This window comes from Phytobacter sp. V69 (genome assembly GCF_965644215.1).
Classification (GTDB): domain Bacteria; phylum Pseudomonadota; class Gammaproteobacteria; order Enterobacterales; family Enterobacteriaceae; genus Phytobacter.
Genome location: NZ_CBFFRL010000005.1, coordinates 19,165 through 33,287, shown reverse-complemented (window position 1 = coordinate 33,287; position 14,123 = coordinate 19,165). Strand labels below are relative to the sequence as shown.

The following is a 14,123-nucleotide window of genomic DNA, read 5'->3' as shown; positions in this document are numbered from 1 at the left end:
TTAAACGCAAGGAACGATGGTGAAAAAAAGCCACCTCACGCTGGGCCTGTGCCTCTCATTTGCCGCCAGCAGCGCTGCGCTGGCCTCAATGGATATGGATTCATGTGCCTGGGCGAGCCCAGGCTGTTTTCTGGTCAGCCCGCCGGTCCTTGGCGTGGCAAACGACACCCGCGACAACCTGCTGCGCCTGCTGGATGAGCAAAAAGGTTTTTCATCTCTGCGCCAGCCTGTCCCGACAGATATCACCCGCAGCCGGGATTTCTATTTCGGTATGCATATGCTGGATTACGATCCCCCGGTGGATGACGACACAGATGCCACAACTGGCGATGATCCCCTGAGTCATCAAATTACCACCCTGGGACTGGATGCCGAGTCGATCAATCACCTGACGTCGCTACAGGACGAAAACGAAAACCGTTTTGTATCGCTGAACACTGATACGCTGTCGGACTTTTTCGCCGCACTGATTGCCGATACGTCCCTTACCCCGGAGCTGCGCAAGACGCTGGCAAAAACGCGTCTGCTTGTCGATGGCAGCAGTAATGCCCAGGATGAACTCAACAAGCTCGCCCTACCGGAAGGCTCCGCCAGCGCGTTTCGCGATTATTTGCAGGCCGCAAACCAGTTTTACGCCGGGAATTACGCCACCGCAGGCCAGGGATTTAGCGCCCTTAGCACCAACCCGCAGCCGTGGATTGCCGAAACCGCCAGCTACATGCTGATGCGTAACGCGCTCAACGCCAGCAGTGAAAATGCTAACGGCGAATACGGTGATTTTGATGTCACCAAAGTGGATAAAACGCTCGCGCAACAGGCGCGGGATAGTGCGGAAAGCTACCTCAAAAAATGGCCACAGGGTAAATACGCCGACTCAACCCAGGGCTTGCAGCGCCGCATCAACTGGTACCTGCAGGACTGGAACACACTGGCGACGCTCTATGAGCGCATTCTGCCGCAGGCCGCCGACAGCGACGCGCTGAGCGCCCTGATTAACGAGAGTGATAACAAGCTGCTCAGTAAAGATCTGACCTGGGGTGACGGCTATTTTCTGAGTGCCCCCGATGCCTCGCTGCTGACTTTTATCCAGACCCTGCGGCTGATGCGCGATAACCAGTGCGAAAATCACGAGCGCTGTGTCGATCAGGCTTACCTCGATGGCCTCAAGGCCGATTTCGAGAAAAACAAACGCGCCGACCTGTGGAATTACCTGCGTCTGATGCTGGCTTACAACAAGCAGGATTACGCCACGGTGGTGAAAGATATTACCCCGGCGCAGAATCTGCCCGAGCACAACATTCTCGCCTTTAGTGAACAGGCGCTGTACGGCGATGCACTGATGGGCCAGCAGCAATGGGCTGCCGCACGCGATCACTGGCTGCATCTGCTGGATATAAGTAAAGACGTTGAGCAGCAACAGCTGTTACAGGCAAAACTGGCGGCCACGCTGGTCAACAGTAATGCGCTGGATAAAATTTTTGCCCCCGATAGCCGGGTCACCAACCTGCGCTACCGCTCACTGGTGCTGAAAACCAAAGCTCCGCGTGAGTTACTGCGCCAGCAGGCAGCCCACGGGCCTAACAACGAAGAGCGCACCATAGCCCTGCATACGTTGCTGACGCAGGATCTGGCACAGGGCCACTATGCCGACTGGCTACAGGATAAATCGCTGCTCACGGCGATCACTGACGCCATTCCAGGAGAGGCGTTTGACGATGTGGATGTCAGCGCCTTTGCCTGGACAGGCACCAGCCCGGAAAAAGCTTATGCCTGTGCATCGTTGAATGACACCGTCGGCGTGCTGAGTAAAAATCCGCAGGACGCCCACGCCCTTAACTGCCTGGGCGAGTTTTTCCGCACCACGCAAATTGTCATCAGTCTGGCGAAAGACCAGGGGGGCAACGATGTCCTCGACAAGGCCACGCATGAGGAAGGCTTCTCCGGGCAGCCCCATCGTCTGGCGTGGTATCAGCAGGTGATTAACGACGCGAAAGCGGAACCGGAAGATAAGAGCTATGCGCTTTATCGCGCGGTGATGTGCTATGCGCCATCAGGCTACAACGACTGTGGCGGCGAAGATGTCGATAAAGCCGTACGCAAAGCCTGGTTCCAGCAACTCAAGCGCACGTATCCGGGAAGCGTATGGGCGAAAAGCCTCAAGTATTACTGGTAATCGCCTTTATCAGCATCCTGTTTATGTCTGCGGCAAGCGCGGCAGGTGGACAGGATTTCTGGTTGTGGTCGGGCGTCAAAACACGCGATACGCTGCGCGACGCCCGCACCGTCTATCTGCATCAGGGCGATGTTGTCGCCCTTTCAGGTGTCGCCGTATTTGAACGCAAGGGATTGCCGGTTAGCCGCCTGACGTTTCCTCGTATCTGGCTGACCGTGCGCATGACCACGCTGGATGTTTCCGATGAGATGCTGGCACGCCTGAACCGCCTGCTGCTACGCTGGCAGGCTGCCGGTAATAACGTGGCGGGTCTGCAGATTGATTTTGATGCCGCCACCCACCGCCTCGATCATTACGCGCAGTTTTTGCATCGGCTACGGGAAATCCTCTCGCCACAGTTCGCGCTGGGCGTCACCGGGCTGCTGGACTGGGCGAAAACCGGCAGTGTGAAGACGCTGAATGCCCTGCCGGTGGATGAACTGGTGGTACAAAGCTATCAGGGGCGTAATACCGTTGAAGATTACACCGCCTACCTGCCTGCGCTGGCCGGGCTACGCATTCCGTTTAAAGTCGGACGCGTGCAAAACGGCGTCTGGGATCCGCAAGAAGAACAGCGCCTCGCCGCGTCGCCATGGTATCGCGGCACGGTGATCTTTATGCTCAACCCTTAGCGTGCGCCCGGTGGTGGCAGCAGCCGGAGAGATTCTCGATTATCGGGCAGTCGGCGCTGTCATCGCCAGGGCAAGATTCCGCCAGCGACATAAGCTGCTTACGCATCGCTTCCAGTTCGACAATATGGCGCTCAATCTCCGCCACTTTTTGCAGTGTACGGGCTTTAACATCCGCGCTGTGACGGGCCGGATCGTTAAACAGATTCACCAGTTCGCCACACTCTTCCAGATTAAACCCCACCTGGCGTGCCTGGCGTAACAGCGTCAATTCATTGATGTGCTGTTGGGTATAGCTGCGATAGCCGTTGTCCCCGCGCAGCGGCGGCGTCACCAGCCCTTTATCTTCATAAAAGCGGATCGCTTTGCTGGTTAAACCGGTCTTTTTCGCCACGATACTGATATTCACATTTCCCCCTTGACCTTCCACTTGATGGAAGGTTTAACCTGTTCAACAGTTAGATGTGATTAATCAGGTTATAGAACACCAATCATACAGGAAATCAATTATGTCTCACATTATAGAGCTGGACCTGGACGGGCTGTCCTGCGGTCACTGCGTTAAACGCGTTAAAGAGAGCCTGGAACAACGTGCTGACGTTGAGCAGGCAGATGTCACCATCACCCACGCACAAATCACCAGCAGCGCCGATGCCGCTGCGCTCATCGATACCATCAAGCGAGCCGGGTACGGTGCGAGCGTTAGCCACCCAAAGGCTAAACCGCTGGCAGAGACATCAATCCCGTCGGAAGCACTGACAGCGGCCACCCCTGAGCTTCCGGCAACGGATGACCTTGATGACAGCCTGCAGCTGTTAATCAACGGCATGAGTTGCGCCAGCTGTGTCTCCCGCGTACAGAAAGCCTTGCAGGCGGTTCCGGGCGTCACTCAGGCACGGGTCAATCTGGCGGAGCGCACTGCGCTGGTGATGGGCAGCGCCTCCGCAGATGATTTAGTCAGCGCCGTCGAAGATGCCGGTTACGGCGCAGAAGCCATTGAAGACGACGTAAAACGCCGCGAGCGCCAGCAGGAAACAGCCAACGCCACCATGAAACGTTTTCGCTGGCAGGCCATTGTCGCCCTGCTGGTCGGCGTACCGGTGATGGTCTGGGGGATGATGGGTGACAACATGATGGTTACCGATGCTAACCATTCCCTGTGGCTGTTTATTGGCATCCTGACGCTGGGCGTGATGATCGTCGCAGGCGGCCATTTTTATCGTAGCGCGTGGAAAAGCCTGACCAACGGCACGGCCACCATGGACACTCTGGTGGCGCTCGGGACCGGTGCTGCGTGGCTTTACTCGATGAGCGTAAACATCTGGCCGCAATGGTTCCCGATGGAAGCGCGTCACCTCTATTACGAAGCCAGTGCGATGATCATTGGTCTGATTAACCTCGGCCATATGCTGGAAGCACGTGCGCGCCAGCGTTCCTCAAAAGCGCTGGAAAAACTCCTCGACCTGACGCCGCCTACGGCGCGTGTAGTGACAGATGAAGGTGAGAAAAACCTGCCGCTCGCCGAGGTTCAACCCGGTATGACGCTGCGTTTAACCACCGGCGATCGGGTGGCTGTGGATGGGCAAATCAGCCAGGGCGAGGCCTGGTTTGATGAAGCCATGTTAACGGGCGAACCTATTCCGCAGGAAAAAAGCATTGGCGATGCCGTGCACGCCGGGACGGTGGTGCAGGACGGTAGCGTGCTGTTTACCGCCAGTGCGGTGGGCAGCCACACGACCCTGTCGCGTATTATTCGCATGGTCCGCCAGGCGCAGAGCAGTAAACCGGAAATCGGCCAGCTGGCGGATAAAATTTCGGCGGTCTTTGTGCCCGTCGTGGTGGCCATTGCCCTGCTGAGCGGCGCCATCTGGTATTTCTTCGGCCCGGCGCCGCAAATCGTCTATACGCTAGTGATCACCACCACGGTGCTGATTATCGCCTGCCCGTGTGCGTTAGGGCTGGCAACGCCGATGTCGATCATTTCGGGCGTCGGCCGCGCGGCGGAATTTGGCGTACTGGTGCGTGATGCCGACGCACTGCAACGTGCGAGCACCCTCGACACGCTGGTATTTGATAAAACCGGCACCCTGACCCGCGGCAAGCCGCAGGTGGTGGCCATCAAAACGGCGAACGGCTTTACCGAACATCAGGCGCTACGCTTTGCTGCCGCCCTGGAACAAGGCTCCAGCCACCCGCTGGCGCACGCTATCCTTGAAAAAGCGGGCGAAGAGCCGCTGCCAACGGTGCATAATTTCCGTACCCTGCGCGGCCTTGGCGTGAGTGGCGAAGCGGAAGGCTGCAGCCTACTGCTCGGCAACCAGGCGCTGCTGTCACAACAGCAGGTCACCGTACACGCGCTGGAAGACGAGGTAGCATCACAGGCTGCACAAGGGGCAACGCCCGTACTGCTGGCGGTAGATGGCAAAATTGCCGCGCTGCTCGCCATTCGCGATCCGCTGCGGGAAGATAGCGTCAGCGCCCTGCAACGCCTGCATCTTGCTGGCTATCGTCTGGTGATGCTGACCGGGGATAACCCCACCACCGCCAAAGCCATTGCCAAAGAAGCCGGGATCGATGAAGTGATCGCCGGGGTGTTACCGGACGGTAAAGCCGAAGCCATTGCGAAATTGCAGCGCGAAGGTCGCCGTGTGGCAATGGTCGGCGACGGTATTAACGATGCCCCGGCGCTGGCCCAGGCGGATGTCGGAATCGCCATGGGCGGTGGGAGTGATGTGGCGATTGAAACCGCTGCCATCACCCTGATGCGCCACAGCCTGACGGGTGTCGCGGACGCGCTGGCTATCTCAAAAGCAACGTTGCGCAATATGAAGCAGAACCTGCTCGGCGCGTTTGTCTATAACTCGCTTGGCATTCCGATTGCCGCCGGGATCTTATGGCCGCTGACGGGAACCCTGCTGAACCCGGTAGTGGCAGGTGCTGCCATGGCGCTCTCGTCCATTACCGTGGTGAGCAACGCCAACCGCCTGCTGCGTTTTACGCCGAAAGACTAACCGCTGCCGCCCCGCCATCCGGCGGGGCAATTGCACCTTTCTCCCCTACGCGCTAGCATGGCGTTTTCATTTCAGGAAGCGCGTATGGGCCTGTTTGACTGGTTAAAAAACGTTTTCCGCACGCGCCGTTATGCATGGCCTGCGGTTGACATTACGTTGTCGGGCAATTGCCATCTGCATCTGATTGGCAGCATCCATATGGGTACCCAGGGAATGTCTCCCCTGCCCGCTCTGTTGCTGCAAAAACTGCGCAAAGCCGATGCGCTGATTGTCGAAGCCGACGTCGCCAGCGGCGGTTCACCTTTTGTCGACATCCCCGATTCCCCGCCCCTGGCAGAGCGCCTTAGCCCTGAGCTTCTCACCGCTCTGGCGGAGACCATCGAAGGTCTTGATTTGTCGCAGGAAGAGTTTGAAACCCGCCCTGCCTGGCATATCGCACTGGTGTTACAGGCCATGCAGGCACAGCGGCTGGGCCTTCGTCCGGACTACGGCATTGATTACCAGTTGCTACAGGCGGCGCGCCAGTTCTCAACCCCGGTGATTGAACTGGAAGGCACGGAGAACCAGGTCGCCATTTTGCGTCAACTGGCGGATGATGGTCTCGAATTGCTGCAAGACACACTGACCCACTGGCGTGAGAACGCGCGTTTGCTGCAGGTGATGATGAGCTGGTGGCTGGAATCGCCGCCCACCGGTGAGGCGCTGTCGCTGCCGTCGACATTCAGTCAGTCGCTGCATGATGTGTTGATGCATCAGCGTAACCGCGCATGGTGTGAACGCCTGCTGGCACTGCCGCCGGGGCGGTATGTGGTCGCTGCAGGTGCGCTGCATCTGTATGGGGAAGGGAATTTGCCGTCGCTGTTAGCGCAAAAAAATGGCCAATAAGATTATTGGCCCGTCAAAGAGGAATTTCAGTTTTTATTGTTATACCGAAGCTCGTGCTTCGGACTACCGGATTGTCGCTCAAACTTTTCGCCACTGCCAATACTATTGCGCAAGATAGTACTATTTTTGCGTGATGAACCAGGCGTAAGCTGGGCGCGTGAAATCACTGTGGTATGAAGGATTGCTATGACTCCCGCCGTTAAGTTATTAGAAAAAAACAAAGTTCCTTTCCAGGTACACACCTACGACCACGATCCAAACGAGACCAATTTTGGTGATGAGGTGGTGCGCAAACTCGGTCTCAACGCCGATCAGGTGTACAAAACGCTGCTGGTTGCGGTCAACGGTGATATGAAGCATTTGGCCGTGGCGGTGACACCAGTTGCCGGACAGCTGGATTTGAAAAAGGTCGCGAAGGCACTGGGCGCGAAGAAAGTGGACATGGCCGACCCGATGGTCGCGCAGCGCACAACGGGTTATCTGGTGGGTGGTATTAGCCCACTGGGGCAGAAGAAACGTCTGCCGACATTGATTGACGCGCCGGCGCAGGAATTTGCCACCATTTACGTTTCCGGCGGCAAACGCGGTCTGGATATTGAGCTGGTGGCAAGCGATCTGGCAAAAATGCTGGACGCGACGTTTGCCGATATCGCCCGCCGGGATTAACCGTTCCCTCACCTGGCCCTCAGGGTGAGGGGAAAATGCGGCGCTGGTGGTCATTCCGTTCACCTTATGTTCTTTGCTTTTCTATCGCGACAGAACCCGTGAACGTGCCAGGGTGGCTCATCGCCACCACCCTGGCGACCCGGGCTCCCGGCCAGGAAAATCGCCGCTTCGCGGTCCACTCGTCTTATGCCGTCTGACTTTCGGGTCGGGGAGAGGGCCAGGGTGAGGGCAACATTATTGCCAGCTCACTTCACCCTTCGGCTGGTAATTACCCACATCCAGCGGCGAGTTTTGTTCAATAAACTGCTTGAGCACCTCTGCATCAATAAAGCCGGTGTTGACGTAGCCCGGTTTATCGTCGATGTGCGGATAACCATCACCCCCGGTGGCATTAAAGCTTAACGTTGCCAGACGGTAGGTTTTTGCCGGATCAATGGCCTCACCTTTGATTTTCAGGTCGTTCAGCACGCCGTTCTTCGCCACAAAACTGACGTTAGCAAACTGCGGATAAGCACCGGAGTCCGGCTTCATTTTTGCCACGGCGGTCAGATAGTCGACCAGCTCTTTACCGCTCATATCGGCATAAACAAGGGTGTTGCCAAATGGCTGAACTTTCAGCACATCTTTGTAAGTAATATCGCCCTGTTCAATGGAATCACGTACGCCACCGCCGCTCATCACCGCGAGGTCAGCACTGGTGCGCGCCATCTGCCCGGCCAGAATCAGGCGCGCCAGGTTGGTCTGCACAAAGCGGACTTTACTGCGATCGCCTTCAAGGTGACCATTGGTGTTGCCGATTTTGACCCCCAGTTGCGCTTTGCCTTTGTTCTGGAAAGGCGTCAGCAGGGAGAGCATTTGTTGGTTTTCCTGGATTTCCGGGGTGTAGAGTACGCGCTCACTCTTGCCATTATCGTAGGTGATTTTCTTCTTGAGATTCACTGGAATCAGTTGATAACGCACCAGCTTCATCTCGCCATTACGAAACTCAAAGTCCGCACGCCCCACGTACTTGCCCCATTCGTGGGCCTGAACAATCCAGATGCCGTTTTGCTGATCCGGTGCGCAGGGCGTACCCGGTACATAGTCCACCTGCTTTTTGTTTTCCGATGCCATGCACACCGGGTCTTGTGAGTGACCACCTACAATCATCGCCAGAGACCCAGTTGGCAGGCTGCGCGCCATTTCCACATCGCCCGGCGCATTGGAGCCGTGCTCACCATTGTCGTAATGCCCCATATGGGTAGTGGCAAGGATCACGTCCGGCTTCTGGGTTTGTTGCAACTCTTCAATCACCAGCTTTGCTTCGTCCGCCGGTTTGCGGAATTCGATATCGGTGAAATACTCGGGATTACCGATTTTTGCCGTGTCGTCGGTGGTCAAACCGATCACCGCGATTTTCAGCCCTTGCTTATCAAAAATCATCCACGGCTTAAAGAGACGCTCACCGGTGCTTTTCTGATAAATATTGGCAGAAAGGAACGGGAATTTTGCCCATTTTTCCTGCTGACGCAGCACGCTCATCGGGTTATCAAACTCGTGATTGCCCACCGCCATTGCGTCGTAGCCAATCAGGTTCATACCGCGAAAATCGGGTTCCGCGTCCTGCAGGTCGGATTCCGGCACGCCGGTGTTGATATCACCACCGGAAAGCAGCAGTACACTGCCGCCCTCGGCTGCCACCTCTTTACGAATACCGTCCACCAGCGTTTTTTGCGCCGATAAGCCGTATTCACCGTAGTCGCTGCGCCAGAAGTGGCCGTGGTGATCGTTGGTATGCAGAATGGTTATCTTGTAGGTTTTGTCCTGCTCATAAGCCTGAGCAGAACCACTTGCCAGAGTAAAAGCGGCCAGCAGCACCAGCACCATGCTCTTTTTTAACAACTTCATGCTTCTCTCCCTGATTCATTAACAAACGCAAAAGTACTGTGCATAGCAAGAATAGACAAATAAGTTTTCAGAATTGCGACTTCCTTCAAACCTTATCCGCAGGTATGTTAGCCAGATAACTATTACGGTTCTGACATTTCCTACATCGCTAAACCAGACAGAGTATTTATGGCAATCAGTGAAACTCCTCAGCCGCTGACCCCGTCCTCCGGGGCAGTTTCTAAGGCTCGCACCTCCTTTGGCATCCTTGGTGCAATAAGCGTCTCCCATCTGCTTAACGACATGATTCAGTCGCTGATTCTGGCGATTTACCCGCTGCTGCAAAATGAGTTTTCCCTCTCGTTCTTGCAGATAGGGATGATCACCCTGACCTTCCAGGTGTCGTCATCATTACTACAGCCTATCGTCGGATACTGGACGGATAAGCACCCAATGCCGTGGTCACTGCCCATCGGCATGTGCTTTACCCTGAGCGGGCTGGTACTGCTGGCGCTGTCGGGCAGTTTTGAAACAGTGCTGATTGCCGCCGCCCTGGTCGGGACCGGGTCATCGGTGTTCCATCCGGAATCCTCTCGCGTGGCGCGTATGGCCTCTGGCGGACGCCACGGCCTGGCGCAATCCATCTTCCAGGTGGGCGGGAATTTCGGTAGCTCACTGGGTCCCCTGCTGGCGGCTATCATTATTGCCCCTTACGGCAAAGGCAATGTCGCCTGGTTCGTGCTGGCGGCGCTGTTGGCTATCGTTGTACTGGCGCAGGTGAGTCGCTGGTATGCCGCGCAACACCGGGTGAACAAAGGTAAAGCAGCTGCGCCGGTCATCAATCCGCTGCCGCGCAACAAAGTGGTTCTGGCGGTTTGCATCCTGCTGGTGCTGATTTTCTCGAAATATTTCTATATGGCGAGCATCAGCAGCTATTTCACCTTTTATCTGATGCATAAGTTCGATTTATCCATCCAGAATGCGCAGATTCACCTGTTTATCTTCCTGTTCGCCGTTGCGGCCGGGACAGTGATTGGCGGGCCTGTCGGCGATAAGATCGGGCGAAAATATGTGATTTGGGGCTCTATCCTCGGTGTCGCGCCCTTTACCCTGCTTTTACCCTATGCAACTCTGTTCTGGACCGGCGTATTGACGGTGATCATTGGGTTTGTGCTGGCTTCGGCGTTTTCCGCCATCCTGGTGTACGCTCAGGAGCTGTTACCCGGGCGTATCGGCATGGTTTCCGGGCTGTTCTTCGGCTTTGCGTTCGGTATGGGTGGCCTTGGCGCCGCGGTACTTGGCGTGATTGCCGACCATACCAGTATCGATCTGGTCTACAAAATCTGTGCTTACCTGCCCTTACTGGGGATTCTGACGATATTCCTGCCCGATAATCGCCATAAAGCGTGATTTCCCTTCGGCCAAAGCCTGGCTTTGGCCTCTCACTTCTCAGGCAAACATGCACTTACAACGGGATCTCTGCTGTCTATGGCCGGATTCCCGTTTAATTTCGCCCAACGTGCCATTTTCTTCAGAATTCAACAATTATTCATAAACACAATGCCTAAAATTGTCATAAACTGTAACTCGAGTTTTGGTTAAAAACCAAAATGGATCCACGCATTAACGAAAGGAGACGGAATGCATCACGCCACACCGCTTATCACCACCATTGTCGGCGGGCTTGTCCTCGCTTTTATCCTCGGCATGATTGCCAATAAACTTCGAATTTCTCCTCTGGTGGGTTATCTGTTAGCGGGTGTGCTGGCCGGGCCATTTACTCCAGGCTTCGTTGCCGATACCAAGCTGGCGCCGGAACTGGCGGAGTTGGGCGTTATCCTGCTGATGTTTGGCGTGGGTCTGCATTTCTCTTTAAAGGATCTGATGGCGGTAAAGTCCATCGCCATTCCCGGAGCGATAGCGCAAATTGCCGTCGCCACGCTCCTGGGTATGGCGCTCTCCGCAACATTAGGCTGGTCGCTGATGACCGGCATCGTGTTTGGACTCTGTCTCTCAACCGCCAGTACCGTGGTGCTGCTGCGCGCGCTTGAAGAACGACAGCTGATTGATAGCCAGCGCGGGCAAATCGCCATCGGCTGGCTGATTGTTGAAGACCTGGTGATGGTCCTGACGCTGGTCCTGCTGCCCGCCATTGCCGGGATGGTGGAAAAAGGCAACGTGGGGCTGGCAACGCTGGCGGTCGACATGGGCATCACCATCGGTAAAGTGGTCGCCTTTATCGCCATCATGATGCTGGTGGGCCGCCGCCTAGTGCCGTGGATTATGGCGCGTAGCGCGGCAACCGGTTCTCGCGAACTCTTTACGCTCTCGGTGCTGGCACTGGCACTCGGTATCGCCTTCGGTGCCGTTGAACTCTTTGATGTCTCCTTCGCTCTGGGAGCATTCTTCGCCGGGATGGTGCTCAACGAATCCGAATTGAGCCACCGCGCCGCGCACGATACCCTGCCGCTGCGCGATGCGTTCGCGGTGCTGTTCTTTGTCTCCGTAGGTATGTTGTTTGACCCGCTGGTGCTGATCAATCAACCTCTGGCGGTGCTGGGCACGCTGGCGATCATCATTTTCGGTAAATCGGTTGCTGCCTTTTTCCTGGTGCGTCTGTTCGGTCACTCGCAGCGTACGGCCCTGACCATTTCCGCCAGTCTGGCCCAAATTGGTGAGTTTGCCTTTATTCTTGCCGGACTGGGTATGGCGCTGGGGTTACTGCCGCAGGCCGGGCAAAACCTGGTGCTGGCGGGGGCGATCCTCTCCATCATGCTGAACCCGGTGCTGTTCGCGCTGCTGGAAAAATACCTCGATAAAACCGAAACGCTGGAAGAGCAAACCCTGGAAGAAGCCATCGAGGAAGAGAAACAGATCCCGGTGGATATTTGCAACCACGCGCTGCTGGTTGGCTTTGGCCGTGTCGGCAGTCTGTTAGGCGAAAAGCTGATGGCTCTGGGGATCCCGCTGGTGGTCATCGAGACATCCCGCACCCGCGTGGATGAACTGCGCGAGCGTGGTATTCGCGCCGTGCTGGGCAATGCGGCTAACGAAGAGATCATGAGTCTGGCGCATCTGGAGTGTGCCCGCTGGCTACTGCTGACGATTCCAAACGGCTATGAAGCGGGCGAAATTGTCACTACCGCACGCGAGAAATGCCCGAATATTGAGATTATCGCCCGCGCTCATTATGACGATGAAGTGGAATACATTATGGAGCGCGGTGCCAATCAGGTGGTAATGGGCGAACGCGAGATCGCTAACACCATGCTGACGCTGCTGGAGAAACCGACTGTGGTTGAGGCGGTAACCGGGTAAAGGTCCGTGCGGCCTGATGTCCTCGCCCCGGCCCTCTCCCACGGGGAGAGGGAGAAAACCGTAGCCCGCATGCGCCTCTAAACCGTAGCCCGGATAAGCGCCAGCGCCATCCGGGAAACCACGCAGCAATTTAACTCAACGTTACTGCGACCAGTACGACTCTTCCAGGCTGTCTTCACGCTCCGGCAGCCCGCGGGATAAACGCGGCGCATGCTGGTTCAACACTTGATAGCTCACGCGGTTGGCATATTTACACACCTGCGCCAGTGACGAGTAGGTCAGCCAGCTCATCTGGTGTTTACTGGAATTAGGCACATTCATACGGTGATAATTATTGGCGGTAATGTCATGCAGCAACGCCGCCAGCGCACCATCACCCGCCCCGTTGGTATTCATGATTTTTTCCGGCCCGCCCATGTACGGGGCGATATGCGAATAAATGCGCAGCGGCTGCAGGCAATCTTTATGGCGCATCGCACGGCTGAATTCGTACTGGTTAAACTCGGCGATCGCCCCCGGTAGCAGCGGATGCTGGGTTTTGCGTTTCGCTTCATCTTCGGTAAACCCGGCCATATACAACCCCACCGGTCCTGCGGTGCAAAGCACCAGATCAACCCAGTCCAGCGCTTTATCCGAGGCCACCAGCGGATCGCTTTCTCCGGTCAGCGCATGCGCCTCTTCTTCATTCATCGCCAGAATGGAAACGTGCTCTTTGAGGAAGTTTTGCCACCACTGCGGGTTATCGGCAATCACGTACTTCGTACCCAGCGTCAGGACCACCGGCACGTTGTGCTTTTTGGCGTAGCTGATGGCCTGCATGGTGGCGTCCGGCATCGGCTCACCCGGATTGCAACGCACCAGATATGAGGTCAGCACCAACGCAGAAGCCCCGGCGATAACCGACTCCGGAATGCTCTCCGGGCGCAGTTGGTTCATATAACCGGGGCTAATGGCAAAAGTTCGCTCACCCGACTCGCTGATCAGGGTAAAGCAGCGGCCAATCGCACCGTCGACGCCCTGCAGATAGTTTAGATCGGTACGGCTCGAGGTATTGCACAGATAGCGATAGGCATAGCTGCCAATCTCAATGTTGCTGCACATCACCCCCAGCAATACCGAACGGTCGTCCGCCAGCACCGAGTAGTTGTGCATGGTGTTACCAATGGTGCCGCCCGCAAACTGGTGGGTAATCAGGTTTTCGCGCACCAGTTCCTGATACAGCGCCTCGGCCACATCGTCAGCAATCACCAGCGAGTGGCCGGCGCTCAGACCGTAACGGGCGATAAACGCGTCATCCACTTTCGCTTCGATATCCACCAGCGTCTGGTCAATGCCGACCACCCAGGAGGCACTTGCCTCATTTTCTGGCTGAATTTGCTGCAATAACGGATCGCGGGCGTTAACAGGGAAGTAGTGTTTGGATTTACGTTTACCGGGAAATTTCATGGTCGTCGTCACGGGTGAGGATTGGGCCGGGAATGGTAGCACATTCCCCGCCTCTGACGCTCGGCATTGCACCGGATGAACGTTCAATAT

The 14,123-nt window shown here is 56.3% G+C and carries 10 protein-coding genes; 7 read left to right on the top strand and 3 right to left on the bottom strand.

The features are described from left to right. Window positions 1-16: 16 nt before the first annotated feature. Both ACSZPU_RS01580 and ACSZPU_RS01575 read left to right on the top strand, forming a co-directional pair. Window positions 17-2,173: a PA5441 family protein gene (locus ACSZPU_RS01580; protein WP_498994787.1), complete on the top strand. Its 2,157-nt coding sequence runs from the start codon at window positions 17-19 to the stop codon at window positions 2,171-2,173. Continuing rightward, the gene (locus ACSZPU_RS01575; RefSeq protein WP_498994785.1) at window positions 2,143-2,844 is read left to right on the top strand and encodes a DUF3142 domain-containing protein; all 702 of its coding nucleotides are present in this window, start codon (window positions 2,143-2,145) and stop codon (window positions 2,842-2,844) included. The genes ACSZPU_RS01580 and ACSZPU_RS01575 overlap by 31 nt, the downstream gene beginning before the upstream one ends. On the opposite strand, the gene cueR is transcribed toward ACSZPU_RS01575, so the two are convergent. Next, a complete protein-coding gene (gene cueR / locus ACSZPU_RS01570; protein ID WP_498994783.1) occupies window positions 2,834-3,250 on the bottom strand; it encodes a Cu(I)-responsive transcriptional regulator in 417 nt (138 codons plus the stop codon). The two genes, ACSZPU_RS01575 and cueR, sit on opposite strands and share 11 nt — an antisense overlap. A gap of 100 nt (window positions 3,251-3,350) precedes the next feature. On the opposite strand from cueR, the gene copA reads away from it, so the two are divergent. The 3 genes from copA to ybaK all read left to right on the top strand — a co-directional run bounded on the left by copA (window position 3,351) and on the right by ybaK (window position 7,403). Beyond that, on the top strand, window positions 3,351-5,852 hold the full coding sequence (gene copA / locus ACSZPU_RS01565; protein ID WP_498994781.1) for a copper-exporting P-type ATPase CopA: 2,502 nt from the start codon (window positions 3,351-3,353) through the stop codon (window positions 5,850-5,852). 84 nt (window positions 5,853-5,936) lie between these two features. Beyond that, complete coding sequence (locus tag ACSZPU_RS01560) at window positions 5,937-6,737, top strand: TraB/GumN family protein (protein ID WP_498994839.1); 801 nt, start codon at window positions 5,937-5,939, stop codon at window positions 6,735-6,737. A 186-nt stretch (window positions 6,738-6,923) separates the two neighbouring features. Then, window positions 6,924-7,403, top strand: a complete 480-nt coding sequence (ybaK, locus tag ACSZPU_RS01555) for a Cys-tRNA(Pro)/Cys-tRNA(Cys) deacylase YbaK (protein ID WP_498994779.1) — start codon at window positions 6,924-6,926, stop codon at window positions 7,401-7,403. A gap of 234 nt (window positions 7,404-7,637) precedes the next feature. On the opposite strand, the gene ushA is transcribed toward ybaK, so the two are convergent. Next, on the bottom strand, window positions 7,638-9,290 hold the full coding sequence (gene ushA, locus ACSZPU_RS01550; protein ID WP_498994777.1) for a bifunctional UDP-sugar hydrolase/5'-nucleotidase UshA: 1,653 nt from the start codon (window positions 9,288-9,290) through the stop codon (window positions 7,638-7,640). A gap of 168 nt (window positions 9,291-9,458) precedes the next feature. Between ushA and ACSZPU_RS01545 the strand changes: the two genes are divergently transcribed. Continuing rightward, window positions 9,459-10,679: an MFS transporter gene (locus tag ACSZPU_RS01545; protein WP_498994775.1), complete on the top strand. Its 1,221-nt coding sequence runs from the start codon at window positions 9,459-9,461 to the stop codon at window positions 10,677-10,679. A gap of 231 nt (window positions 10,680-10,910) precedes the next feature. Continuing rightward, complete coding sequence (gene ybaL / locus ACSZPU_RS01540) at window positions 10,911-12,587, top strand: YbaL family putative K(+) efflux transporter (RefSeq protein ID WP_498994773.1); 1,677 nt, start codon at window positions 10,911-10,913, stop codon at window positions 12,585-12,587. Between the two features lie 141 nt (window positions 12,588-12,728). Here the strand turns inward: ybaL and ACSZPU_RS01535 are convergent, their stop codons facing one another. After that, entirely contained in the window at window positions 12,729-14,033 is a 1,305-nt protein-coding gene (locus ACSZPU_RS01535; protein ID WP_498994837.1) for an inosine/guanosine kinase, read from the bottom strand. Window positions 14,034-14,123: the final 90 nt, after the last annotated feature.

Coding starts and splice junctions, on each gene's coding strand:
- copA (WP_498994781.1), top strand. CDS start 3,351: ATGTCTCACATTATAGAGCTGGACCTGGACGGGCTGTCCTGCGGTCAC.
- ACSZPU_RS01545 (WP_498994775.1), top strand. CDS start 9,459: ATGGCAATCAGTGAAACTCCTCAGCCGCTGACCCCGTCCTCCGGGGCA.
- ACSZPU_RS01560 (WP_498994839.1), top strand. CDS start 5,937: ATGGGCCTGTTTGACTGGTTAAAAAACGTTTTCCGCACGCGCCGTTAT.
- ACSZPU_RS01575 (WP_498994785.1), top strand. CDS start 2,143: ATGGGCGAAAAGCCTCAAGTATTACTGGTAATCGCCTTTATCAGCATC.
- ushA (WP_498994777.1), bottom strand. CDS start 9,290: ATGAAGTTGTTAAAAAAGAGCATGGTGCTGGTGCTGCTGGCCGCTTTT.
- ybaL (WP_498994773.1), top strand. CDS start 10,911: ATGCATCACGCCACACCGCTTATCACCACCATTGTCGGCGGGCTTGTC.
- ACSZPU_RS01580 (WP_498994787.1), top strand. CDS start 17: ATGGTGAAAAAAAGCCACCTCACGCTGGGCCTGTGCCTCTCATTTGCC.
- ybaK (WP_498994779.1), top strand. CDS start 6,924: ATGACTCCCGCCGTTAAGTTATTAGAAAAAAACAAAGTTCCTTTCCAG.
- ACSZPU_RS01535 (WP_498994837.1), bottom strand. CDS start 14,033: ATGAAATTTCCCGGTAAACGTAAATCCAAACACTACTTCCCTGTTAAC.